Source organism: Enteractinococcus coprophilus, assembly GCF_006716305.1.
Taxonomy (GTDB): domain Bacteria; phylum Actinomycetota; class Actinomycetes; order Actinomycetales; family Micrococcaceae; genus Yaniella; species Yaniella coprophila.
In genome coordinates this window covers 418,785-443,533 of the sequence record NZ_VFOU01000002.1, presented here as the reverse complement: position 1 = coordinate 443,533, position 24,749 = coordinate 418,785, and the positions used below count along the sequence as shown (strand labels likewise).

The 24,749-nt window shown below is 54.5% G+C and carries 23 protein-coding genes; 18 read left to right on the top strand and 5 right to left on the bottom strand.

The genetic code is table 11. From position 1 onward, the window contains the following. Positions 1-45: 45 nt before the first annotated feature. The gene (locus FB556_RS06825) at positions 46-2,223 is read left to right on the top strand and encodes a ComEC/Rec2 family competence protein (RefSeq protein ID WP_170200397.1); all 2,178 of its coding nucleotides are present in this window, start codon (positions 46-48) and stop codon (positions 2,221-2,223) included. A gap of 10 nt (positions 2,224-2,233) precedes the next feature. Continuing rightward, complete coding sequence (gene holA, locus FB556_RS06820; RefSeq protein ID WP_141866062.1) at positions 2,234-3,232, top strand: DNA polymerase III subunit delta; 999 nt, start codon at positions 2,234-2,236, stop codon at positions 3,230-3,232. 77 nt (positions 3,233-3,309) lie between these two features. On the opposite strand, the gene rpsT is transcribed toward holA, so the two are convergent. Further along, positions 3,310-3,576 (bottom strand): 30S ribosomal protein S20, encoded by a 267-nt coding sequence (gene rpsT, locus FB556_RS06815; protein ID WP_141866060.1) that lies wholly within the window; start codon positions 3,574-3,576, stop codon positions 3,310-3,312. Between the two features lie 336 nt (positions 3,577-3,912). Here rpsT and lepA point away from each other — a divergent pair, with 336 nt between their 5' ends. Together lepA and hemW are read left to right on the top strand one after the other, a co-directional pair. Further along, entirely contained in the window at positions 3,913-5,754 is a 1,842-nt protein-coding gene (gene lepA / locus FB556_RS06810; RefSeq protein WP_141866058.1) for a translation elongation factor 4, read from the top strand. A 3-nt stretch (positions 5,755-5,757) separates the two neighbouring features. Continuing rightward, positions 5,758-7,014 (top strand): radical SAM family heme chaperone HemW, encoded by a 1,257-nt coding sequence (gene hemW / locus FB556_RS06805; protein ID WP_141866057.1) that lies wholly within the window; start codon positions 5,758-5,760, stop codon positions 7,012-7,014. Between the two features lie 10 nt (positions 7,015-7,024). On the opposite strand, the gene FB556_RS06800 is transcribed toward hemW, so the two are convergent. Next, the gene (locus FB556_RS06800; protein ID WP_246057253.1) at positions 7,025-7,414 is read right to left on the bottom strand and encodes a DUF4870 domain-containing protein; all 390 of its coding nucleotides are present in this window, start codon (positions 7,412-7,414) and stop codon (positions 7,025-7,027) included. Between the two features lie 123 nt (positions 7,415-7,537). Beyond that, positions 7,538-8,386 carry a DUF3097 domain-containing protein gene (locus FB556_RS06795; RefSeq protein ID WP_141866053.1) on the bottom strand — a complete coding sequence of 283 codons (849 nt, stop codon included), beginning with the start codon at positions 8,384-8,386 and terminating at the stop codon, positions 7,538-7,540. A 157-nt stretch (positions 8,387-8,543) separates the two neighbouring features. Here FB556_RS06795 and hrcA point away from each other — a divergent pair, with 157 nt between their 5' ends. The 10 genes from hrcA to FB556_RS06745 all read left to right on the top strand — a co-directional run bounded on the left by hrcA (position 8,544) and on the right by FB556_RS06745 (position 18,971). Next, positions 8,544-9,557: a heat-inducible transcriptional repressor HrcA gene (gene hrcA, locus FB556_RS06790; protein ID WP_141866052.1), complete on the top strand. Its 1,014-nt coding sequence runs from the start codon at positions 8,544-8,546 to the stop codon at positions 9,555-9,557. An 80-nt stretch (positions 9,558-9,637) separates the two neighbouring features. Further along, positions 9,638-10,771, top strand: a complete 1,134-nt coding sequence (gene dnaJ, locus FB556_RS06785; protein WP_141866050.1) for a molecular chaperone DnaJ — start codon at positions 9,638-9,640, stop codon at positions 10,769-10,771. Then, positions 10,768-11,517, top strand: coding sequence for a 16S rRNA (uracil(1498)-N(3))-methyltransferase (locus FB556_RS06780; protein ID WP_170200396.1), 750 nt, complete (start codon positions 10,768-10,770; stop codon positions 11,515-11,517). The genes dnaJ and FB556_RS06780 overlap by 4 nt, the downstream gene beginning before the upstream one ends. Before the next feature lie 106 nt (positions 11,518-11,623). Further along, complete coding sequence (locus FB556_RS06775; RefSeq protein ID WP_246057279.1) at positions 11,624-12,643, top strand: PhoH family protein; 1,020 nt, start codon at positions 11,624-11,626, stop codon at positions 12,641-12,643. Positions 12,644-12,649: 6 nt separating this feature from the next. Next, positions 12,650-13,126 carry an rRNA maturation RNase YbeY gene (gene ybeY, locus FB556_RS06770; protein WP_141866044.1) on the top strand — a complete coding sequence of 159 codons (477 nt, stop codon included), beginning with the start codon at positions 12,650-12,652 and terminating at the stop codon, positions 13,124-13,126. A gap of 5 nt (positions 13,127-13,131) precedes the next feature. Next, a complete protein-coding gene (locus FB556_RS06765; protein WP_141866042.1) occupies positions 13,132-14,406 on the top strand; it encodes a hemolysin family protein in 1,275 nt (424 codons plus the stop codon). Next, positions 14,403-15,353, top strand: a complete 951-nt coding sequence (gene era, locus FB556_RS06760) for a GTPase Era (RefSeq protein ID WP_141866040.1) — start codon at positions 14,403-14,405, stop codon at positions 15,351-15,353. Before FB556_RS06765 ends, era begins: the two co-directional genes overlap by 4 nt. Before the next feature lie 314 nt (positions 15,354-15,667). Next, positions 15,668-17,395, top strand: a complete 1,728-nt coding sequence (gene leuA / locus FB556_RS06755; protein ID WP_141866554.1) for a 2-isopropylmalate synthase — start codon at positions 15,668-15,670, stop codon at positions 17,393-17,395. Then, the gene (gene recO, locus FB556_RS06750; protein ID WP_342774659.1) at positions 17,376-18,170 is read left to right on the top strand and encodes a DNA repair protein RecO; all 795 of its coding nucleotides are present in this window, start codon (positions 17,376-17,378) and stop codon (positions 18,168-18,170) included. The genes leuA and recO overlap by 20 nt, the downstream gene beginning before the upstream one ends. 18 nt (positions 18,171-18,188) lie before the next feature. Further along, a complete protein-coding gene (locus FB556_RS06745; protein ID WP_141866036.1) occupies positions 18,189-18,971 on the top strand; it encodes an isoprenyl transferase in 783 nt (260 codons plus the stop codon). Here the strand turns inward: FB556_RS06745 and FB556_RS06740 are convergent. Continuing rightward, positions 18,877-19,929 (bottom strand): alpha/beta hydrolase, encoded by a 1,053-nt coding sequence (locus tag FB556_RS06740; protein ID WP_141866034.1) that lies wholly within the window; start codon positions 19,927-19,929, stop codon positions 18,877-18,879. The two genes, FB556_RS06745 and FB556_RS06740, sit on opposite strands and share 95 nt — an antisense overlap. A 73-nt stretch (positions 19,930-20,002) precedes the next feature. On the opposite strand from FB556_RS06740, the gene FB556_RS06735 reads away from it, so the two are divergent. After that, positions 20,003-21,100: a quinone-dependent dihydroorotate dehydrogenase gene (locus tag FB556_RS06735; protein WP_141866031.1), complete on the top strand. Its 1,098-nt coding sequence runs from the start codon at positions 20,003-20,005 to the stop codon at positions 21,098-21,100. On the opposite strand, the gene FB556_RS06730 is transcribed toward FB556_RS06735, so the two are convergent. Further along, positions 21,097-21,645: a DUF3043 domain-containing protein gene (locus FB556_RS06730; RefSeq protein ID WP_141866029.1), complete on the bottom strand. Its 549-nt coding sequence runs from the start codon at positions 21,643-21,645 to the stop codon at positions 21,097-21,099. The genes FB556_RS06735 and FB556_RS06730 overlap by 4 nt on opposite strands. Positions 21,646-21,735: 90 nt before the next feature. Here FB556_RS06730 and FB556_RS06725 point away from each other — a divergent pair, with 90 nt between their 5' ends. From FB556_RS06725 to ctaC, 3 genes are all read left to right on the top strand, one after another. Continuing rightward, positions 21,736-23,160, top strand: a complete 1,425-nt coding sequence (locus FB556_RS06725; protein WP_141866028.1) for a dipeptidase — start codon at positions 21,736-21,738, stop codon at positions 23,158-23,160. Positions 23,161-23,223: 63 nt separating this feature from the next. Beyond that, a complete protein-coding gene (locus FB556_RS06720; RefSeq protein ID WP_141866026.1) occupies positions 23,224-23,613 on the top strand; it encodes a HesB/IscA family protein in 390 nt (129 codons plus the stop codon). Positions 23,614-23,833: 220 nt separating this feature from the next. Beyond that, complete coding sequence (ctaC, locus tag FB556_RS06715) at positions 23,834-24,748, top strand: aa3-type cytochrome oxidase subunit II (RefSeq protein ID WP_379984909.1); 915 nt, start codon at positions 23,834-23,836, stop codon at positions 24,746-24,748. Position 24,749 lies beyond the last annotated feature (1 nt).

Genomic DNA, 24,749 nt, shown 5'->3' with positions numbered 1-24,749 from the left:
GTGGTTGTGCAATCTCAAAGAACTGCAGCGGAAGCTTCAGGATGGGTGAACTTTGTCAGCGCGCTCGACACGGCACGGATGTCGGTGCGATTAGTGACAGATCCCGTCGAACGGGAAGGACCATTTGGGAACAACTGGTTCGTGACCGCTGAGGTAGAGGCGTTTGGCAAAGATCTCACGCCAACACCCCACCCCGCAAAAATTGTTATTTCCGGCGACACCAGTTTGGTCGATCTCGGCGCCGAAGACCAAGCGTGTTTCTTCGGCCGGGTCACAGACAATGAATCTTCGGTGTTTGTTCAAGCCACCGCGACGATACAACCGGGAACCTGTGCGGACGGAAGTGCTAAGCCAAGTACAACAGGCCGTGACACGATGCGAGCAACGCTGCGAGCCCAGGCTAGCCGCACCATCAGCTATGCCCCTGAGTTGTTACCAGGACTCATCTTGGGAGATCGATCCCAACAGTCCGAACATGTGGATCACGCAATGAAAGTTTCTGGTCTGAGCCACCTCTCGGCGGTTTCTGGAGCCCACACGTCACTGATCGCTTCGGCAGCAACCATACTGTTTCGCAGCCTTCGGTTGCCACGATCTGTCGTGATTGCTGCGTTTCTAGCGACGCTACTGCTGTTCGTTCAAATCGTTGGAATGCAGCCATCCATTATCCGTGCGGCAACCATGGGAGCAATTGGAGCCTGGGCGCTGTTCTTCGGACGAGGCTCACAGGCGCTACCCATCTTGGCACTATCTACCATCGTGATCCTAACGGTCTCTCCTGAACTCATACATGAGGTGGGATTTCAGCTATCTGTGGCCGCTACTGCAGGAATCGTGTTGGGAGCCCAACCCCTAGAAGCTTGGTTTCGACCGCTACTGGAGAAATTCCTGCCAAATTTCTGGGCCACCATGCTCAGCTCATCCTTTGCGATCTCTGCTACTGCACAACTGGCATGCCAACCGCTGCTTTTGACCTTCATCGACTATGTCAGCGCATATTCATTGCTCGCCAATCTTCTGGCGACTCCGTTGTTGCCACTCATTACAGTGCCTGGCACCGTAGCCGCCGGAATCTGTGTTGTCGCACCAGGCATAGCTCAGGGGATATTGCACATTGTTGCGCTACCGACCGCAGCCGTCGGCTGGATCGCAACCAGAGTCGCGGAACTGCCCGGATCGATGTTGCCATGGCCCGAAGGACCTGGCGGGACCCTATTGATTGTGCTGCATTGGGCCGCCAGTAGCATTGTGTTGCTGAAACTGTTGCGCCGACAACGACGTTCAAAACCCGCCGTCAAGATCGATGCGCCCCGCTCACGATGGACAGGCATAGTTATCACCGCAGAACGCGGACTCACCGCGGCCAACGTCGTCCAGCTCGTCGTAGTGCTCGCAGCAGTAGTCGCCCATGGAGTCGTCTTCTGGCCCCTTCGCCCCACAATGGTGGATGCCAACTGGGACATCGTGGGCTGCGATGTAGGTCAGGGCGACATGTTTCTCGTCCGTACCGGAACTGACTCGGCCATGGTCATCGATACCGGACCGGATCCCCCGCTGGCACGACAATGTCTTGAGGCAGCACGAATACGCCAAGTCGATTTGTTAGTCGTCACTCACCTCCATGCGGATCATGTAGGAGGGCTACAGGGGGTAGTCGATGTCGCCACCCCGCAGGAGATGATCTATTCAACCGGCTCTGATCCTACTTACGACCCAGCAGCAACGGACCTGCCAGACACCGCCCGCCAAATTGACCAACCGGTAGTCGGCATCATCGATCACGCACAAGACGACCCGGAGCACCCGGTGCAATTGCGCTGGTCGATTCTTAGCGCGGATAGCATGGCAAGTAATGAAAATAACGCCTCGATTGTGCTGTTTTTGGAGATTTACCGTCACGGTGGTGTCGTGACCGCACTCTTTACCGGCGATCTTGAAGAAGACTATGCCGGAATGCTCCTTGCCGACCAGCGTATCCCGGCTCCCATTGATATTCTAAAGCTCTCACACCACGGAGCGAAAAATGGAGGAACCGCATTGATTGAACACACGGCACCGACCATGGCTCTCATCGGGGTGGGGGAGGACAACACCTATGGGCATCCGCACGCCGAGATATTAGAAGCCTTAGGACCCAGGATCCAGCTTCGTCGCACCGATGTGGATGGAACCTTTGCAGTGACGTTCCAGCACAGTCCCGCTTTTATCGCGATGGAACGCTAGACTCGATTTCATGGCCGCACCTCGACGCACAAAAACTTCTGAAACATCCTGGCGCAACGTAACGGTAAGCCCGCTGATCTTTGTCCAGGGTGGTGAAGAATATATTCACACGGCCGTGACGGAATCGGTGAAGTCGCAGTTGAAAAAAGATGAACCCGACACCGAAATTCATCAGTTATCAGCAGCCGAGTATCAAGCTGGCGAACTGCAAGTACTAGCGAGTCCCTCGTTGTTTGGCGAAAAGAAGCTGCTGGTCTTTGCGCATATGCACAAGATGACCGATGCCTTTTTAACAGACGGGTTGGTCTATGTCCAAGACCCCAACCCCGATGTGACTTTCTTAGGCTTGCACGGTGGCGGCACCCGAGGCAAACGACTGCTAGATGCTTTGAAAAAATCCGGGCAGTTCATCGAGGCTAAACCGATCAAATCAGACCGGGACCGGATAGAGTTCCTACAAGCTGAATTTCGAAGCGCTCGACGAAAGATCGATGCTGAAGCTCTTCGTTCGTTAGCAGATGCCATCGGGCAAGATCTTGGTGAGCTCGCCGCAGCCGCCAACCAACTGACTGCCGATACCGATGGCACCATCACCGTAGAGATCGTCGAAAAATATTACGGCGGTCGAGTCCAAGCCACCGCGTTCCGAGTAGCTGACGCGGCCCTCGACGGCCAACTCGGTTCAGCAATAGCACTCTTGCGCCATGCGTTAGCAACCGGTGTTCAACCAGTCGCCATCAGTGCCTCTTTTGCTTTGAAAGCCCGCCAGGTAGCCCGAATCATTGACGCGAAAATGCCACCCGGACAAGTAGCTTCGGCTCTTGGTATGGCACCGTGGCAAGCTCAACGAGTTACCGCTACCGCTCGACACTGGACGCCGGTCAATATCGCCGGTGCTATCGAACTTATTGCTCGGGCAGATGCTGAAGCCAAAGGACTGGCACGGGATGCAGACTTCGCCGTTGAACGGATGGTCACCAAGGTCGCAGGGCTTGCCAAGCGACGCTGAAAGCTAGATTAACGACTCGAGGCCGTGATGATCATAATGATCATCACGGCCTCGACGCGTGTGAGTTCTCTTGGAACTTAGGCATCCATGGCGTTAACACGCGCTGCGGCACCGGATTTGCGGTTTGCAGCGTTGTTACGGTGGATAGCCCCCTTGCTAACAGCCTTATCCAGCTTGCGGCCGGCAACTGCCAAAGCTTGCTCAGCAGCGGCTTTATCGCCGGAGTCAACAGCCTTGTTTACTTTGCGAAGCAAAGTTTTCAGTTCAGACTTAATAGCAGTGTTGCGTTCACGACGTTTTTCGTTCGTGATCGCGCGCTTTTTTGAAGATTTCAGATTAGCCAATTACTGGTCCTATTCCATTCGAAAAATGTGGGTCGTTGAGGGGTATTCCTGTCGAAGTGACTGAGCAGCGTGGGGGCACGTTGGAAAACTTCGACAAGAGTGCCCGTCGACCTGCGCGGACACACAGCGCATAATTCTACCAAACTCTACCTCAGAGGGCGAACTGCAAGGTCTACTAATGGATTTCCCTTGTACGTTCAGCACAGGACGGCAGACCATGCCGGATATGTTGTCGCTGGAAGCTATGAAACGTGAAACAATAGTGCAACAAGAAAATTTAGTTGTGCTGCAAACCTGCTTGACTTGCAGCCAATGGACATGAGAAGGATGGTGCACGTGTCGCCAGTGGCGTCCAACCCGCCTCAGCCCGGTTCTACTGATCCATCGGTCATCCGGAACTTTTGTATCGTCGCGCATATTGACCACGGTAAATCTACGCTTGCAGATCGTATGCTGCAGAACACCAACGTGGTGGCGTCTCGCGACATGCAAAACCAATTCCTAGATTCTATGGACATCGAACGCGAACGCGGGATCACCATCAAATCGCAAGCTGTGCGGATGCCCTGGCAGGTCGATGGCCAAGATTACATCCTCAACATGATTGATACGCCCGGGCACGTGGACTTCGCATATGAAGTATCGCGATCGTTGGCCGCCTGCGAAGGGGCCATATTACTAGTCGACGCAGCACAAGGTATTGAAGCTCAGACTCTCGCGAACCTGTACATGGCGATGGAACACGATCTTGAGATCATCCCGGTTCTCAACAAGATCGACCTGCCTGCTGCCGACCCGGAGCGCTACGCACTCGAGATTTCTAACCTGATTGGCGTCGATCCAGACGACGTGTTGAAAGTCTCTGGTAAAACCGGTGAAGGCGTTGAAGCCCTGCTTGATCGCGTGGTTAGCGTTGTACCAGCGCCGTCCGGCACCGTGGACGCCCCTGCTCGAGCTATGATCTTTGACTCGATCTATGACACCTACCGAGGGGTCATTACCTATGTCCGGATGGTTGACGGGAAGCTGAGCCCGCGTGAAGGCATCCGGATGATGGCAACAGGTGCTGAATACGAGCTCCAAGAAACCGGAGTTTATTCGCCGGATGCCATCCCTGGAAAAGGCCTCGGCGTCGGCGAAGTCGGTTACCTCATCACAGGTGTCAAGGACGTCTCGGAATCCAAGGTCGGTGACACCGTCACCACGAAGAACCATCCGGCCGAAGAAGCGATCGGTGGTTACAGTGAACCCCAACCGATGGTCTTCTCTGGCCTGTATCCGATTGATGGATCCGATTATCCAGCATTACGCGAAGCATTAGAGAAACTTCAGCTCAATGATGCTGCGCTAAGTTATGAACCAGAAACCTCGGTAGCCCTTGGTTTCGGCTTCCGTGTGGGCTTTTTGGGCCTGCTGCACTTGGAGATCGTTCGTGAACGGCTCGAACGAGAATATAACCTTGATCTGATCTCTACTGCACCCAACGTCATCTACAACGTCACCACCGAAGACGGCACGGTCGTGCGTGTGACGAACCCTTCGGAATTTCCTGAAGGCAAGATCATGGAAGTTGAAGAGCCGATGGCGATGGCGACCATTATTGTCCCATCGGAATTCATCGGGGCTGTCATGGAATTATCGCAGAGCAAACGCGGTCAGCTCGATGGCATGGATTACCTGTCTGAAGAACGCGTCGAGATTCGGTATTGGATCCCCTTGGCTGAAATCGTTTTTGATTACTTCGATCTCTTGAAGTCACGCACCAAGGGGTATGCCTCCCTAAACTGGCAACGCGATGGCTCACAGGTCGCCGACCTGGTCAAGGTCGATATCCTATTGCAGGGCGACACAGTGGATGCGTTCTCGGCGATTACGCACCGCGATCACGCCTACTCCTACGGTGTCAAGATGACCTCGAAGCTCAAAGAGCTCATCCCACGACAACAATTCGAAGTGCCCATCCAGGCCGCCATTGGATCACGCATCATCGCTCGAGAGAACATCCGGGCGATCCGTAAGGACGTGCTTTCGAAGTGTTATGGCGGTGACATCTCGCGTAAACGCAAATTGCTCGAGAAACAAAAGGAAGGCAAAAAGCGCATGAAGATGGTCGGCACCGTGGAGGTACCCCAAGAAGCCTTCATTGCTGCTCTCTCCACAGATACGGATAGTAAATAGACCTTGAGTCCAACCGATACACCACCTACCTCCGGGGTGCTCCCGGAATTCGTTGCACCGGCTGTCAATGGCACAGATCGGACATTTTCACTGTACGTGCATGTACCGTTCTGTGTCAGCCGTTGCGGCTACTGCGACTTCAATACGTATATCTCGCCTGATCTTGGGCCCGGTGCCTCGCATGAAAGCTATGCCGACACCGCGATCAAAGAACTGGAATTTGCGGCCGAGGCATTAGAACAATCCGGTGTGGACCCGAAACCGCTGCATTCGGTGTTTTATGGTGGAGGCACCCCCACGCTGCTGGCAGCCCACGACCTCAATCGCATTCTGCAACGAGCCCGAGAGTTATTTGGCATAGCTCCCGGTGCCGAGATCACCACGGAAGCTAACCCTGACTCGCTTTCTTTCGAAGCTGTGGGACTTCTGGCGGAGGGAGGATTCAATAGAATTTCCATGGGTATGCAATCGTCTGTCTCCCATGTCCTCCAGGTTTTAGAGCGAACTCACAATCCAGATAATGTCAGTGCAGCTGCGCAATGGATACGGGATGCCAGTTTGGATTTATCACTGGATTTGATCTTTGGTACGCCGGGGGAGTCAGTTGCTGACTGGCATCGGTCCCTGGATGCAGTGCTGGAGGTTCGGCCAGATCACGTTTCAGCCTACGGGCTGATTGTGGAGGCGGGTACCAAGCTCGCAGCGCAAATCCGTCGGGGAGTTTACCCGAATACTGATCCAGACGACCAAGCTGATAAATATTTAGCCACCGAGGAACGGCTCGCCGCAGCTGGGTATCGCTGGTATGAAATATCCAACTGGGCCTACGACCCACACCATCAGGGTATTCATCGCTCTCAACACAATCTGGCCTACTGGCGTGACCAAGATTGGTGGGGGATCGGTCCAGGAGCGCATTCGCACATGGCTGGTGTGCGTTGGTGGAACGCTAAGCATCCTGCCGCGTACGCTTCACGAGTTCTCGACAATATATCGCCAGCAATAGGGCGTGAGGTTCCCGACGACGAAGCACGGTTACTGGAAAAGATCATGCTCGGGGTTCGTCTCTCTGAAGGACTCGAAGTATCGGTGTTGAGGTCCCAGCCTGAGCCGGATGCGCAGATAGCATTAGCCGAAACTCGTCGACTAGCAGACCAAGGTTTGATTGAACCAGCTGCTCTTGAAGACGGCAGAATTGTACCGACGCTCAAAGGACGACTCTTAGATGATGCGATAACCCGACAGCTCGCCGGGTTCTAGCATCGAGTGATTAACGGATGATCCGCAGGTTGAAGGGGTAACGGTAGGGGCGGCCCTTATTGACCTCGATACCAGCTATGACACCTGAAATGGTCATAAATAGCCACAACAACACCGCTAGGACACCGAAGATTGCGCCCATGACCGGTAAGAAAGCCAAAATATTCATGGCAAGAGCAACAATGGTCAACGGCAGGGTGAAGTTCAGTGCCTCTTTGGATTCTTGTTCACAAAACGGTCCGCGCGAGCGAAACACCACGAATATCACCAACGAGGGGACAAAGCCCAAAAACGCCCCGAAATGCGCTACGGTCGCCCATTGACGGTCTTCAGATGGTGTAAGTGGACCACGCGTCGTGGTGTTGCGGCCATAACCTGAGGTGCCAGGGTTTTGTGACACGGCGGGTATCCTTTACATCGTTGTTTAGCTGATATTCATGCGGCAGAAGGTGAGAAGCTAACAACAGTCTAATGCTGTTTTGCTCGACACCCGGCCCAACAACACCGAGCAGGCAGAATTCTGCTAATCGTGGACGGTAACGAAATCGATCATATGTTCTACTCTGCCCAGCAGATCGGGTTCAAGATCTTTAAAGCTATTGACTCGAGACAGAATCTTCTTCCAGCCCAGACCAATATCAGCTGCTGTTTGGTGGGGTAACCCCAGCCGGGCAAGCATACCGGTTTTCCAGTCTTCGTTGCGAGGAATCTTTGGCCAGGCTCGAATACCAATAACTTCAGGTTTAACCGCTTGCCAAATATCAACATAGGGGTGCCCCACGATCAAGACATTGTCTTGTGCGCCGTCCGACTTCATAGTCTCTGCTGCTATCCGCTGTTCTTTCGATCCATCGACCAGGTGGTCTAGTAACACCGCAAGACGACGTCGTGGGCCGGGCTGAAACTGCTGCACCGCACCGGCAAGATCATCAATACCGTGCAATGGTTCCACAACGATGCCTTCGACGCGAAGATCATCACCCCAGATTTTCTCCACCAGTTCAGCGTCATGAATTCCCTCAACCCAGATTCTGGAAGCTTTGGCGACCGCAGCGCGGCGCGGCGCCACAACGCGGGACCCTGAAGCAGTACGAGCCGGTCGTGAGGCTCGCTGTTCAGTGGGGACAACAAGGTTGACGGCAGCGCCATCGATCATGAAGCCCAATCCCAATGGGAAAGCCCGGGTTACACCCTTGCGGCCTTCTAAAACCACCAGGTGTACCCCGCCAGATTTTTCCACGCGCACCACCGCGCCGGTAAAGCCGGTCGCAGCATCTTCAACGACTAACCCTCGAGTGGCGGCGACTTGCTTAGGGGTGGGGCGTTGCGCCTTGCGGGTCATCTCGGAAGGCCCCCAGTGGTCCCAGTTCATGATTGCGGTTCTCTTTCTTCTCTACTGGCCCTCTGAGGCTACCAAAACTTGATCAGTCCACAGCGAAGAACAGCCGTTGCCTGATATCGACGTCTAAAAAACCCAGCTAACATTAGCACTAGGCTTTAGACAGTGCTAACTTTTTGAGGGAGGGTATATGACTGATCAACCGCGTCGAATGAAAGTTCTGCAAGCCATTGTGGAAGACTACGTGGCCTCCCGCGAGCCTGTCGGTTCAAAAGCGCTGGTGGAACGCCACAATCTTGGAGTGTCTTCTGCGACCGTGCGCAACGACATGGCGGACCTCGAAGACGAAGGTCTTATTGCAGCCCCACATACGTCGTCAGGTCGAATCCCAACCGACAAAGGCTATCGATATTTCGTTGATCGAATTTCAGAGGTCCGTCCATTATCGGCCGCGGAGAAACGCGCCGTCCAAGCGCTGCTAGATAATTCCGACGACATCGACGACATGATGGCCGCCACGGTGCAAGTCCTATCACAACTGACCCGCCAGGTTGCGGTCATTCAATACCCTCACATGGATTCGTCGGTCATTCGCCGTGTCGAGTTCGTGCTGCTTTCAGAAGACCGGATGCTGGCCGTACTGATTTTGTCGACCGGCCGAGTTGACCAGCGGGTCGTTTATTTAGGTCAGACCGTAGACCAACCAACCTTGGACGTCTTGGCCCAAGTGTTCATGAAGTATTTGGACAACGTGAGCCCGTACAATCTGACGCGGGCCCTGATGGATGTCCACGCCGCTATCCCTCAAGAGCATCAAGCACTGGCCAAATCCCTGGGGAAGGCTTTGGAACTGCTAGCAGAAGCTGGGCACCGGGACCGCATTCTCATGGCCGGAACCGCGAATTTGGCTCGTTCCCCTCAGGACTTTAGTCATTCGATCGGGCCAATACTTGAGACTCTCGAAGAACAGGTCGTGCTGCTGAAACTCTTAACCGAGATGGAAAACGACGCGCACGGTCTGTCAGTTCGTATCGGTGATGAAAACTTCGGTTCACTGGGCGACACCTCGGTGGTCGCTGCTGGCTATGGGCCCGGCGACGTCGCAAAGATTGGAGTCGTCGGGCCTACACGAATGGACTATCCATCGACAATGTCTGCAGTCCGAGCTATTGCTCGGTATTTGTCCAGGATTTTGTCCAGTTAGCTCATGAACGGATAATAGACTCTGACCAGAACACGGTTTCAAGCTCCAGTTGCTTGAACTGAAAGGAATACGACCAACAAGTGGCACAAGATTATTACCAGATCCTGGGTGTTGACCGGAACGCCACAGAACAACAAATTAAGAAGGCCTACCGCAAGAAGGCCCGTGAACTGCACCCGGATCACAACCCCTCCGACGAAGCCGCAGAACAGTTCAAATCCGTCACGCACGCCTACGAAGTATTATCTAATGCCGAAAAACGTCAAAACTATGATGCAACCGGCCATGAGGATGGTCGACGCGGCGGCTTCGGCGGTGGAGGCTTTGGTGGCTTCTCGGACATCTTCGAAACATTCTTTGGTGGGGGAGCAGGTGCTGGTCCAGTATCGCGCGCACGGCGGGGGCAAGATGCGCTGATTGCGACACATATCGACCTCGAAGAGGCCGTCTTCGGCACCGAAAAAACCATCGAGGTAGAAACAGCTGTCCGTTGCGAGCGCTGCGACGGGTCCGCGATGGAACCCGGTACTCATCCCGAAACTTGTACCACGTGTCGCGGAGCAGGGCAGATCTCCCGTCCCGTAGATTCCATTCTTGGTCGCATGATGACCACCGAAACCTGCCCAACCTGTCGCGGTTACGGTGACGTCATCACAGACCCCTGTGGCCAGTGCTCCGGTCAGGGTCGTGTTCGCGAGCGGGTATCCTTCACCGTCAAAATTCCAGCAGGGGTCCGTGACGGCACTCGAATCCAGCTTGCCGGACGCGGTGAAGCAGGTGTAGCTGGGGGACCCAATGGAGACCTCTACCTTGAGATTCGCGTGCGTGAGCACGAGATCTTTACCCGCCAGGGTGACCACTTGCATGCAACCATGACCATTCCGATGACCGCTGCCGCACTCGGCACGGACATCAAAATCGATACGTTTGATGGGGAACAATCTTTCACGATTGATCCTGGAACGCAGACCGGTCACGTTGTGACACTGAAGAATCTCGGTGCCTCCCGGCTCCAGGGGAGCGGTCGGGGCGACATGAAAATCACGCTCAACGTCTCCACTCCAACAAAATTGAACGACGAGCAACGCGAGCTGCTCACCCAATTGGCAGAACTCCGCGCCGAAGATGTCGCCAACGGTGAGGTCGAGTCGAGAGGCTTCTTTTCGCGCCTGAAATCCGGGTTCGATAACATGTTTTCGCATGATGAATCGTGACACATCCGCTGTTCTATAGTGCTCACGTTGCAGGGGTCCACGCCCACGATGTCGTGGACCTAGACGAGCCAACCTCGGGTCATGCGATTCGTTCGCAACGCCTGCAAGTCGGTGATCCCGTGCTGCTATCCGACGGGCACGGCACCCTGGCCTCGGGGGTCATTGAAGTAGCTGATCCCCGGACCGCCCGGGTTCGTGTCACTAGCGTCAGCGTGCAGTATTCCCCCAGTGTGCGAATAAATCTCGTGCAAGCCCTAGCCAAAGGAGATCGAGACCTGCTGGCTGCCGAAATGGCTACAGAGCTTGGGGTCGATACGGTAACACCTTGGCAATCCCAGCGGTCGATTGTGCGTATCCGTACAGAACGTGCGGAAAAGATGCTTACGAAATGGCGTTCGAAACTTCACGCGGCCGCGCAGCAATCACGTCGGGCTATCATTCCCAAGCTCGAAGACCCGCTGATCACCACAGATGTCGCTCGGTTGCACAATGCCCAAGACGGTCAGCACGTCGTGGTTTTGCATGAAGATGGCGTGACGAATATCGAGCAGGCAGTCGTTGAGATGTCGGGTGTGCAAACTATTCACCTCGTCGTGGGCCCAGAGGGCGGAGTCGCACCTGAAGAACTCGCGGCAATTGAGAATGCTGGTGGCACCGCTGTAAAGATTGGCGACAATGTTCTTCGCTCCTCAACGGCTGGACCTGTCGCGATCACCTTGCTGAACCAGATCTTTAAACGCTGGTAGTTCCAAACACTCGGTGAAACCCGGGTGCGACATCGCATTCAGATAGACCGTGGGCTAGTGACCACATAGACTGGATGACACAGCACATACGAGTAATGGAGTCGACCTGACAGAACAATCCCAACCCGATGACACAAGCCGCAAGACCATCACATTTGACACCCCTGCCGAAATGGTACAAACATTTGGTCCACAAGACATGCTGCTTCGTGTCATCGAAGGCGTTTACCCTGAAATGAAGCTCTTGGTACGTGATCAACAGTTGGACATCACGGGCGCCCAAGAGGACGTCGCCGAAGTCGTCAAGATTCTGCATGACCTACGGTCCGTTGCGAGTGCTGGTACAACAGTGGGCCCCGAAATTATTGAGACCACCATTGCCGGGGTGCGCTCCTATCCAGACGACACCACTAAGAGCCTGCCGGCCGAATTGATCGTCTCAGCACAGGGGAAGAAAATCCGCCCCAAGACTGAGAACCAAAAGGCCTATGTCAACGCGATCAATAACAACACCGTGGTGTTCGGCATTGGTCCGGCGGGGACGGGTAAAACATATTTGGCGATGGCCAAAGCGGTGCAGGCACTACATACTCGTCAAGTCAATCGCATCATTCTCACCCGCCCAGCGGTAGAAGCTGGGGAATCTTTGGGTTTTCTCCCCGGCACCCTCAGCGAAAAAATCGACCCGTATTTGCGACCGCTTTACGACGCACTGCACGAGATGGTCGAACCAGACAGTATCCCGCATCTGATTGAAGTTGGTACCATCGAGGTAGCACCCTTGGCGTATATGCGGGGACGAACACTGAATGATGCTTTCATCATCCTCGACGAGGCCCAGAACACCTCGGCAGAGCAAATGAAGATGTTCCTTACCAGACTCGGATTCAACTCTCATATGGTCATCACGGGTGACGCGTCACAGATCGACTTGCCCCGTGGCACTGACTCCGGACTTGCTCAAGCCGTGCAATATCTGGAAGGCATTGATGACATCGCTATCATCGAACTGAAATCTTCAGATGTCGTCCGCCATGATCTGGTGTCAAAAATTGTTGACGCTTACGATCGCCATCAACCGGAACCTACACGTCCACAAAGATCCGGACGAAATCGAAATCGGTAAAGGAACATGGCTATAGAAGTCCTCAACGAAACAGCCTTCGACGTCGACATCCAACGTGTCATGTCTCTGGGCAAGCACCTGTATGAAAACCTCCATATTCATCCGGCTTCAGAGCTGGCCGTGGTGTTTGTCGATAATGATGCCATGAGTCAATTGCACCGTGAATGGATGGGATTGGATGGCCCCACCGATGTCATGAGCTTTCCGATGGACGAACTCCGTCCCGGAACCCAACAACAGCCGGCCCAGGGCCTGCTGGGCGATATCGTGATTAGCCCCGAGGTCGCGACCGAACATGCCGCGCGTGGCCGACATCAGGTAGCCGATGAAATTGCGTTACTTGTCACTCACGGGTTACTTCACCTGTTGGGCTACGATCACCATGATCCTGAAGAAAAAGACGAAATGTTCAGGCTGCAGAATCAACTCCTAGAAGAATTTCTAGGCTACGCGCCACCCGAGTTACACGATGAGGAAGCATAAGCACAGTGGTCGTCCCGATTATCCTGGCGATATTATTTATCGTCAGCCTCGCACTGACCTGGGTGTTAAATCTTGCTGAGTCAGCGTTCGATTACGTCTCGTACCGTGAAGCCGAAGCCGTCGTTGCTAAACGCCCAGGAAACCCCATTCTTCAGGTGCTGGATCGACTGCCCGAACACCAGCTGGCTGTCCGGTTTTGGAGTAGCGTCTTCCTGACCACGTCGGCGGTTCTCATAACGGTGTTTATTGACCATTTTGTCAATAACGTGTGGCTATCTGCTGTCGGGGGCATCCTGGTGATGGGAGTCATCACCTTACTCTCGGCATTTCGTAGCCCGCGGAAAATCGGTGCCAAACACTATGAGGCCTCAGCACAAGGAACCGCATGGCTCGTCCGTCTCCTGACCGCGATCCTTGGACCGGTCCCAGGCTTGTTCATCGCCGATGCCGATACCGAAGATGACGACGAAAACGATGAAAACGATCTCGAAGAAAAACACTTCCGCGAATATGTCTCGCGCGCATCCAAAGCCGACGTCTTAGAAGACGACGAAGCCGAGATGATTCAGTCGGTCTTCGAAATGGACGACACACTGGTCCGCGCCATCATGGTCCCACGTACTGATGTCGTGTGGCTTGAATCGGGCACCACTCTAGCCGCAGCAACAGAGATCTTTATCGACTCTGGTTTCTCTCGTATTCCCCTCATTGGCGAAAGTCCCGATGACGTCCTGGGCATCGTTTTTCTCAAAGACATCGTTCGCGCTACCCACACTCGACGCTTATCTCCCGAGGACCCAGTTAACCTTTTGGTACGTGACATTCGGGTGGTCCCTGAGTCGAAATCTGTGTGGGATCTGTTACAGGAGCTCCAGCGCGAAGCCGTCCACGCGGCTATCGTCGTCGACGAATATGGCGGTACCGCGGGCCTTGTGACGTTAGAAGACCTGATCGAAGAACTCGTCGGGGATATTTCAGATGAGTATGACGACGTGGAAATCGCTGATGTGATCCCACAGCCCAACGGAGAATTCCTGGTGAATGCTTCCATGTCGGTCACCGACTTCTCTGAAGAGTTCAATCTATTTCTCGATGATGATGAAGACGTCGACACCGTCGGCGGCCTGCTGGCCAAAAGCTTGGGTAAAATTCCGGTTGAAGGCTCGGTCACCGATATCGAACACCTCACGTTGACCGTTGCATCACTTGCGGGAAAACGCAATCGAGTCGACACCATCAAAGTCACCGTACACTCATCCACCGAGGGGACCACGCCATGATGCCAACCGATTATCCCGAACACTTCCGTTCTGGATTCGTCAGCCTGGTCGGTCGACCGAATGTCGGAAAATCCACTTTAACCAATGCGATGGTTGGTTCAAAGATCGCCATCACCTCTTCGAAGCCCCAAACCACACGACGTGTGATCCGCGGCATCGTATCGGGCGATGACCACCAACTCATACTGGTCGATACACCAGGACTTCACCGACCTAGAACACTGCTTGGAGAACGCCTCAACGAACTGGTTGCGGAAACCCTTGCAGGCATGGACGCGGTCGCGATGTGTATCCCAGCCAATGAAAAGATCGGACCAGGGGATCGGTTCATCGCCGAACAATTAGCAAAGCTTCACAACACCCCGATTATCGCGTTGGTAACCAAGGTTGATACGGTCACCCGCGGAGTGCTTGCAGATCAGTTGATCGCAGTCCAACAACTTGGTGAAGAAATCATCACGCCGGATACCAGTACAGGATTCACAGAGATCGTTCCAGTTTCGGTCCAAGGTGACGTACAAGTAAACACCGTGGTGGAAGTCCTGACCAAGTACTTGCCGAAATCGCCCCCGTTGTATCCTGATGGCGAAGTGACCGACGAACCCGACGACATTATGGTCGCTGAACTCATTCGAGAAGCTGCGCTGGAAGATGTCTTTGATGAATTGCCGCACTCTCTGGCCGTCGTCGTAACAGAAATGGGCCTACGCGAGGGCCAGCCCGAAGATCAACCGATCACGGATATTTACGCGGAGATCTACGTTGAACGTGATAGCCAAAAAGGCATTATCATCGGCAAAGGCGGCCGGCAGTTACAAGCCATCGGGCAACGAGCACGCAAGAATATTCAGAAACTTCTGGGCACACGAGTGTATCTCGACCTGGTCGTCAAGGTCGCCAAAGAATGGCAACGAAATCCGAAGTATATGAATCGTTTGGGATTCTGACAGGAGCGGTGTTAGGCTACCCACATGCATTGTGTTCAGAGCACCCTATCGCGCGGTCGTCACCGTGCCCTTCTTGGTGCTCTCCTAGGCCTGCTACTACCGTGCCGTAGCGGGGCCTAGGTTCTTCAAGCACACGCTTTGAACGCCATCAGGTAGGGTCGACCCCGTTGCGGAGCGAGATACACGACCTGCCACCGGTCAGACATGAATGCTCACACACCGGTTTGTCGTCAACGGTCCACTAAACTCGTCACAGGACCAGGCAGTTTCAAAGAATGAGGAATACTTTGCGGAATTTTCAGCAACCATCCGGGATGAAATTTAATAAATACGTCCCCTTCGAACAACAAATTGCCGTCAACCTGCCGGATCGCACCTGGCCAGACCAAGTCATCACAAAAGCTCCTCGATGGTGCGCGGTCGACCTGCGCGATGGTAACCAAGCGCTGGTCAATCCCATGGACCCGGAACGCAAGATGCGGATGTTCGAACTGCTGGTTGAGATGGGTTACAAAGAAATTGAAGTCGGATTCCCTTCCGCATCCCAAACTGACTACGACTTCGTACGGCAGTTGATCGTAGAAGATCGTATTCCCGAAGACGTGCACATCCAAGTGCTGACCCAGTCCCGGGAACACCTCATTGAACGCACCTATGAAGCGCTCGAAGGCGCTCCGCGAGCCATCGTGCACCTATACAACTCAACATCCGTATTGCAACGACGCGTGGTCTTCCGGGAAGACAAAAACGGCATCATCGATATCGCCACCCGCGGCGCCATGCTGTGCCGCAAATACGAAGAACAACTGACTGATACTGCGATTACCTATCAGTACTCACCAGAGTCCTTTACGGGAACTGAATTAGAATTCGCTGCTGAGATCTCCAATAAAGTTGCCGAAGTCCTGGAAGCCTCCACCGACCGGCAAATGATTCTCAATCTTCCGGCCACCGTCGAGATGTCGACTCCGAACCGGTACGCCGACCAGATCGAATGGATGCACCGCAACATTGAAAATCGCGATGCGATCATCCTGTCGCTGCACCCGCACAACGACCGTGGTTCAGGCGTAGCAGCTGCTGAGCTGGGGTACATGGCGGGCGCTGACCGCATCGAGGGCTGCCTGTTCGGCAACGGAGAACGTACCGGTAACGTTGATCTCGTCACGCTCGGGATGAACCTCTACACTCAGGGCATTGACCCTGAAATCGACTTTTCCGATATGGACAAGATTCAAGAAGTCTACGAATACGCCACCCAAATGAAAGTGCACGAGCGTTCCCCGTGGGCCGGCGAACTCGTGTTCACCGCATTCTCCGGATCGCATCAGGACGCGATCAAAAAAGGCTTCGAAGACATGGACGCCCGGGCCGCAGAAGCTGGCGTTACGACCGACGAACTCGACTGGGGTGTCCCGTACCTGCCAATTGACCCGGAAGACATCGGTCGCAGCTACGAAGCGGTTATCCGCGTGAACTCGCAATCGGGCAAGGGTGGGGTCGCTTACATGCTCAAAACAGATTACAACCTGGAGCTGCCCCGTCGCGCCCAAGTCGAATTCTCCGCGGTCATCAAAGATTACACCGACACCCACGGTGGTGAAATATCGTCTGAAACCCTCTGGGAAGTCTTCGCCAACGAGTACCTCCCGACCGATGATCCAATAGAACGCTGGGGTCACTACCACCTGGTGTCTTCCACGTCGTCCACCACTGAGGATGGTGACTTTTCAATGGAAGTCAAGATGGAGCGTGACGGTGAAATCGTGACCCGGACGGCTACCGGCAATGGCCCGATTTCCGCACTAGTTAAAATGTTCCACCAGGCCGAGGTTGATGTCCGCGTGCTGGATTACACAGAGCACGCGCTGACCGAAGGTGGCGAGGCCATGGCTGTTGCGTACGTTGAAGCTGCCATCGGCGACCGCGTACTGTGGGGTATCGGGCTGGACCATAACACCTCAACTGCCTCGCTGCAGGCTGTCACTTCTGCAGTCAATCGGTACCTGCGTGATGTAAAGGCTGAACAAACCGCTGAATAAAACACCCCGTAAGCGCTCCCGTGGATCCGGTACCTATATATCGCAAAGCTACCGGACCCACGGGATTGTGTTGCGCACCTATAAGCTGGCAGAAGCTGATCGGATTATCGTTATCCTTACCGCAGATCGCGGTCAGATTCGAGCTGTTGCCAAAGGCGTGCGCCGAACGACATCCAAATTTGGTTCGACGTTGGAACCGTTTATGCACACGCGACTGCAGATTGTGCCCCGACGGGATATGCACATTATCGTCCAAACCGAGACCATTCACCCATACGGAATGATGCTCACCAACGACTACGACAGTTTTGGAGCCGCCTCGGCTATGGTCGAGACGGCCGAACAGCTCACACGAGATGAAGACACCGCGGGTGCAGCGCAGCAGTATCGGCTGTTACATGGCGCGATTGCCGCGTTAGCACGTCGCGCTGCTTCACCCATCATGTTGTTGGCCTCGTACTTGCTGCGGGCGTTAGCTATTGCAGGGTGGGCCCCCACCTTTGGTGAATGCAGCAAATGCGGTATTCAGGGGCGTCATAATTGGTTGTCGGTATCGCTAGGTGGCGTCGTGTGTGACGACTGTGCGCCACCGCAGACACCGTACGCAACGGATGATGTCGTAGCTCTCCTAGCCGCTTTATTAGCGGGAGACTGGACGATCGTGTCCCAAGCGGAGCCAGCACAAATACGGCAGGCCACCAGTTTTGTCGCACAGTATTTGCAGTACCATCTAGAAAAGACTCTGCAGTCACTATCGGTGATAGACCAGGGTTAGTTACCACAGGAGCCAGCAATGCGTTACCAAAACCCGGCGCCCCACCCCGATGGTTTCGTCATGCCCAAAATTGACCGGAAGTTTCTTCCACAACACATCGGCATTGTGATGGATGGCAACGGACGATGGGCGAATCAACGGGGATTACCTCGAACCGATGGCCACCGCGCAGGAGAACAAGCTCTACTGGATGTTATGGCTGGTGCGGTAGAGATGGGGATCAAATACGTCTCGGTCTATGCTTTCTCAACCGAAAATTGGAAACGGTCGCCAGAAGAAGTCGCGTTTCTGATGGGCTTTTCGCGTGACGTTTTGCGTCGCCAACGTGACACGTTGAACTCGTGGGGCGTCAGAGTTCTTTGGAATGGTCGCAAGCCACGGTTGTGGAAGTCGGTGATCAATGAACTACAAGCTGCCGAAGAGCTCACCCAGGACAACGATCGTACAACGCTAGTGATGTGTGTCAACTACGGCGGTCGAGCAGAAATCACTGATGCAATACAATCGATTGCCACTGAAGCCGTCGAAGGGAAGCTTAAGCCCCGTGCTATCAGCGAGAAAACGGTCGCGCAGCACCTCCGGCTTCCAGAGGTGCCAGATGTTGACCTGTTCCTTCGGACCTCTGGGGAACAACGTCTCTCCAACTTTTTGTTGTGGCAGTCAGCCTATGCTGAATTAGTATTTATGGATGTGCTCTGGCCCGATGTCAACCGGAAGACTCTGTGGGACGCTGTGGAAATGTACGCGGCACGCGATCGTCGCTATGGGGGAGCGGTCGATGCCACGACCGCTGCCCGATGAAATAGGTTAACCAGTCAAAGGTGGCCGCAAAAGCTTGGTCACGTACTGGGTGCGCAGAGGCGTAGACGTCGTGAATCGCGTTCGGAATTTTGCGAATCATCACGGTATTGCCAAGATGAACCGCACGTTTAGCTGTCGCTTCGACGTCCAGTACACTGTCGGCCGTTTGCATTTTCGAAGAATACTTTGACGCAAAATGCGTCTGGGCAGAGATGAGTACCAAAACGGGTACATCGATATCCAGGCCCTGGCGCACTTGCGAGTGGCCCTCGAGTATTGCCGACAGCCAGCCGCCATGAATATCGAAAGCAAATCTGGGCCGCCAGAGAGGATGTAGCACCCACTCACCGTGCTCATTGGATGAGATCGTTCGATAGAAAAAGTCTACTTTCGGTAGCAGTAGCTTGCGCTCAGGCCTACTCCGCCACAAAGGGTCAGCTACCGTATTAGCAAATCCGCGGAGCCAGGTGTTGCCTTGCAGCGTGAGCCAAGGCGCATTGAGTACGAGCGTCCGAAGACGACCGGGATGCCTGTGCGCCCAAAGTGCCGCAATGAGTCCGCCTGTCGAGTGAGCGATGAGTGCGGGTAACACCCCCGGATGCTCCTGTTCGATAAGGTCGAGAGCTGCATCGATTTCCTGGTCATAATTCGACAGATCGTCGATGTAACCTGGCTGTTGTTTGGGACGGAGAGAACGACCATATTTCCGCAGGTCTAAGGCATAGAGCTGATGGCCGTGTTGTGCTGCGGCCTCAGCCAGCTCAGTGTTATAGAAATAATCTGACCACCCATGAATATAGAGGACAGGCAGACCATCCACGTTGTCGTGGCGAATTAGTGTTGCGCTGACTGGACCATCAGGTTCCTCACCGAGCGGGATGCTCTGTCTCGAGAAACCTTCGAGAACGTCAGGTAGCCATTGGCCCGGTGGCGTATCCTCAAGTAATCCGTAGTGCATGAACGACTCCCAAAGATGACACGACGGTTGCACAGTTGCACAAGGCGTTCGTCCTTATGGTTGACTACAAGCTATGACCAACCTACTTGCTGCACGCCTTGCCAGCCAATCTCCGAAGCTTTATCCACATATGTTTAATGCGGTCTTCGCCAAGATGGATGCTGAGCGTGCACACGAAATTGGTTTCGCAGCGATCCGTGCAGCAGAAAAAACCGGTGCATCGAAAGCTCTCCGCGCCGCCCTACGCCCGAATGCAAGCCTTCGGACCCAAGCCATGGGCTTGACGTTCCCATCACCTTTTGGTCTTGCTGCAGGATTCGACAAAGCTGGCATTGGCACAAGCGCCCTTGCTGATTTAGGGTTCGGTCACATTGAGGTCGGTACAATTACCGGACAAGAGCAACCCGGCAATCCGCGGCCCCGACTCTTTCGGCTACCTGAAGACCGGGCCCTGGTCAACCGCATGGGATTCAATAACCACGGGGCTCAGCGCATCGCACCTCGGCTTGCTGCTACGCGCAAGACTCTGACCCGACGCTTCGGCCAGTACCGCCCCATTCTCGGGGTGAACATCGGCAAATCGAAGATCATCGAACTTGAACGCGCCATTGACGACTATCTGGTTTCAACCCGGTTGCTAGCGCGTCATGCCGACTACCTTGTGGTCAATGTTTCAAGCCCCAACACTCCCGGCCTGCGGCAACTGCAGGCCATCGAATCCTTGGCACCGCTCCTAGCGGCCGTATCCAAGACGGCAGACGCGGCGACGGGTCGCCACGTGCCACTGGCCGTCAAAATCGCCCCCGATCTGGTGGACGATGACATCATCGCCGTTGCAGATATGGTGACAGAGCTGAGCTTGGACGGCATTATCGCCACCAACACCACGATCTCGCGCGAGGGTCTCAGGACAAACTCAGCTGAGGTTGAAGCCCTGGGTGCTGGGGGAGTATCTGGCCCGCCTCTCGCCGCGCGATCACTTGAAGTTCTTGGCTTACTGGCCAAGCACGTCACCGATGCCAGCATTATTTCCGTAGGCGGGGTCACCACCGGTCAAGATGTCATCGATCGCCTGGAAGCAGGAGCATCGCTGGTGCAGGGCTACACTGCTTTTCTCTACGAAGGGCCACTGTGGGCAGGCCGCATTAACGCGGCGCTCGAAAACCGTTAGCTGGGGAACTGACCTCGTTTGACCTGCGGTTTCGGCAAACGCATCCGGCGCATCTGGGTGGAGCGCATGGCAGCGTACCAGCGAGTGCCCGGTTCCATTTCACCGAACTTCGCTTCCAAACGCTTCTTCACCTGGTGACCAACCCAGAAGCCCTCAAAGATCACCAAAAACACGAAGACCAACATGCCGATCGTGGAGGCCATCTGCATGGTCGGGGTCGGGACAAAACTTAGTCCCAAGAACACCAGGACACCGATGATCAACCACTCACCCAGACCCCAGCGAGCATCCACGTAATCGCGAGCAAATCGACGCTGTGGTCCTTTATCGCGTGGTGGCAAATATTTCTCTTCGCCGGTGTCCAAGGCGCGGCGCATCCTGGCACGCTCTTCAGCAACAGCCTGTCGATGCTGTTGCCGAGCCACCTTGCGATCGTCTGCAATGAGCGGACGACGGTTTGCGGCCTCTTGGTCGCGTCGCTTGGGAGTTGGGCGCCCCTTGCCATGGGTGGGAGAACTGTCAATACCCCGGTCTTCTTCGGTCATTTCTTCTCTTCTGTTGTTCAATGTGGTCGAATGTGTCGTCTCTATTCTAGGTGTTCCAACCGGACTATCGGCCCGACTACGCTAAGGACCATGAATACATCTGTATCAACTGCCAAGGGTCCCGATCCACATAGCCAAGAATTCGTCACGGCCGTGAAGAGCTGGGTCGACCAGCACTTTTCTGCCATCGTCACCGAACTCCGTCAGTTGGTGACCTACCAATCACTTGCGTTTGACGGCTACGATCGAGCGCCACTGGAAGCTTCCGCTGAAGCGGTCGCAACACTTTTCCACAACCTTGGCTTCGAACACGTGCAGCAGCTCACCGAAACCAGTGATGACGGCGATCAATCGGGTCCTGCGATCATCGCTCGGGCTCCTGCCCGGACAAATAAACCAACCGTATTGTTATATGCCCATCACGACGTCCAACCGGTCGGGGACCTCGAAGCCTGGCAAACCGATCCCTGGGTAGCTACCGAAAAATCAGGTCGACTATATGGTCGCGGCACCGCAGATGATAAAGCTGGCATTATGGTGCACCATGCTGCGATTCAAGCCTTACATGACCTACTTGGTGCAGATCATGGTCTTGGTTTGACGGTCTTTATCGAAGGTGAAGAAGAAGTCGGATCTCCGTTCTTTGCGCAATTTCTGCGCAAGCACCGGAAACTTCTCGCTGCCGACACTATTATTGTCGCCGACTCCGCGAACTGGTCCGTCGATACCCCGGCCCTGACGACGTCGCTTCGCGGTCTGCTCGACGGCGTTATTGAGGTCACCGTTACCGAACACCCCGTACATTCCGGACTCTTTGGCGGTCCAGTGCTTGACGCCAACACAATCTTGTCGCGAATTATCGCCAATCTGCACACCGCCGACGGCGACCTTGCCATTCGAGGACTGGACCAGACCCGTTGGGCTGAGGTGGTCTACGACGAAAAGGAATACCGTCAGCAGATCGGAGCCGTTGAAGGATTAGAACTGGCAGGCAGCGGCAGCCTAGCCGACCGACTATGGAATAAGCCTGCACTCAATATCATTGGGATCGACACCACTTCGATCAAGGAGTCTTCCAACTCCATTGTGCATACCGCTAGCACGAAATTTTCTCTGCGGCTTGGCCCGGGGATGGACCCACAGCATGCCATGGATGCCCTGATTGCACATATTCAGGACACTGCCACGTTCGGTGCGACGGTTACGGTTCATCCTGGCGAACAAGGCAGGCCCTTTGTTGTTGATGCTACTTCAGAGGCAACGACCATGATGAAGCACGCTCTGTCAGATGCGTGGGGCGTGGAAGCCATCGAGACAGGATTGGGCGGCTCTATCCCATTCGTGGCAGACCTAGTGGAGGCGTTCCCAGAAGCGAGCATTTTGCTGACCGGGATAGAAGACCCAGACACGAGAGCACATTCCCCCAACGAGTCGCTAGACTTGTCTGTATTACGCCATGCGATTGAAGCGGAGATACTATTGCTTGCCAGAATGGCAGTTGAGCATGTGGAATAAAGACCATAGGCACTAACGTTGCACCAGTCGAACGCCGGTGTCACATTTCCAGAGGAGTACTCGATGTCACAGACAGATAATATTGCCGACCAGTTACCACAAGCGGCTCCCGCTGATGGGCTGTCAACCCATGAAGTCGCATTGACCGACTTGGCAGCCGCCAAAGTCCGCGATCTACTGGAACAAGAGGGCCGTCCAGATCTACGCTTGCGTATCGCTGTGCAGCCTGGTGGTTGCTCAGGCCTGATCTACCAGTTGTACTTCGATGAACGCGTGCTCGACGGCGATGCCGTTAGGGATTACGACGGCGTAGAAGTCATCGTTGACAAAATGTCAGTGCCTTACCTGGCTGGGGCTTCTATCGACTTTGAAGACTCTATTACCAAGGTTGGTTTTACCATCGACAACCCGCAGGCAGCAGGTTCTTGCGCCTGTGGTGACTCGTTCCACTAGACATCGTTCAACTGCAATTTCCTGCAAAACGGCGGGTTGACGTCACATAGTACGTTGACTCGCCGTTTTGCTGTCATGGTCCAACTTTCCGATAGAAAAAGCACTAAGCTAGACACAGCAAAAGTTGTTTTGCCTGGATAACTCTCAGTGCGACGTGAGAGTAAGCTATGGATTACGAGGCAAAACACTCGCACTGGACAAAGAAGAGGAAGGGCCGTCTGTGAGACTGCTACAACGAGCCGGCAGCCGCGGCAAGAGACTCCTAAAGGGGGGAGTCATTGGCGCTACGGCTTTGCTGTTCTTGACTGCGTGTTCAGAACAAGCAAAACGAGGCTGGTATCCCGGATCAAACGAGACTACCAACCACAACGAGATACTTACCAACCTTTGGGTTGGGTCCTGGGTAGCTGCGCTTGTGATCGGTGTCATCACCTGGGCTTTGATGCTCTGGGTTATCGTGGCTTACCGTCGTCGTAAGGGCGACAAAGGTTACCCACGTCAACTCGCATACAACGTTCCCATGGAAACCATGTTCACCGTGGTTCCTATTATTTTAGTTCTTACCCTGTGGGGCTTCACTGACCGCGTTGAACGCACCATCAACACACCGGTAGAAGACTCACCACTGGTGGTAACCGTGCACGGCAAACAGTGGGCCTGGGACTTTGACTACGAGTACACCACGCCAGATGGCCAGACAGAAGAACGCCACTTATACGGCGTTCAGGGCCAGCTCACCGGTGAGGAAGGTGTTGAAGAAACTCTTCCAACGCTCTACCTCCCCGTTGATGTACCAGTAGAATTCCAGCTGAAATCACGCGACGTCATCCACTCATTCTGGGTTCCTGCATTCCTGCAGAAACTCGATATGGTTCCTGGACAGACGAACCGCATGTACCTCACCCCGGGCGAGATTGGCCACTTCCAGGGGAAGTGTGCTGAGCTCTGTGGCGAGTTCCACTCTGAAATGCTGTTCAACGTCGAAATCGTTGAAGAAGCCGAATTCTTGAACGAGATCCGCCAGCTGCCAGAAGGACTATCGGGTGCTGAGCTGAACCGTAACCCGAACGAGAACCCCGATGGTCAACGCGACCAAGAGGTACCTCTGGGCGATCCACTGCGGATCGAGGAGTAAA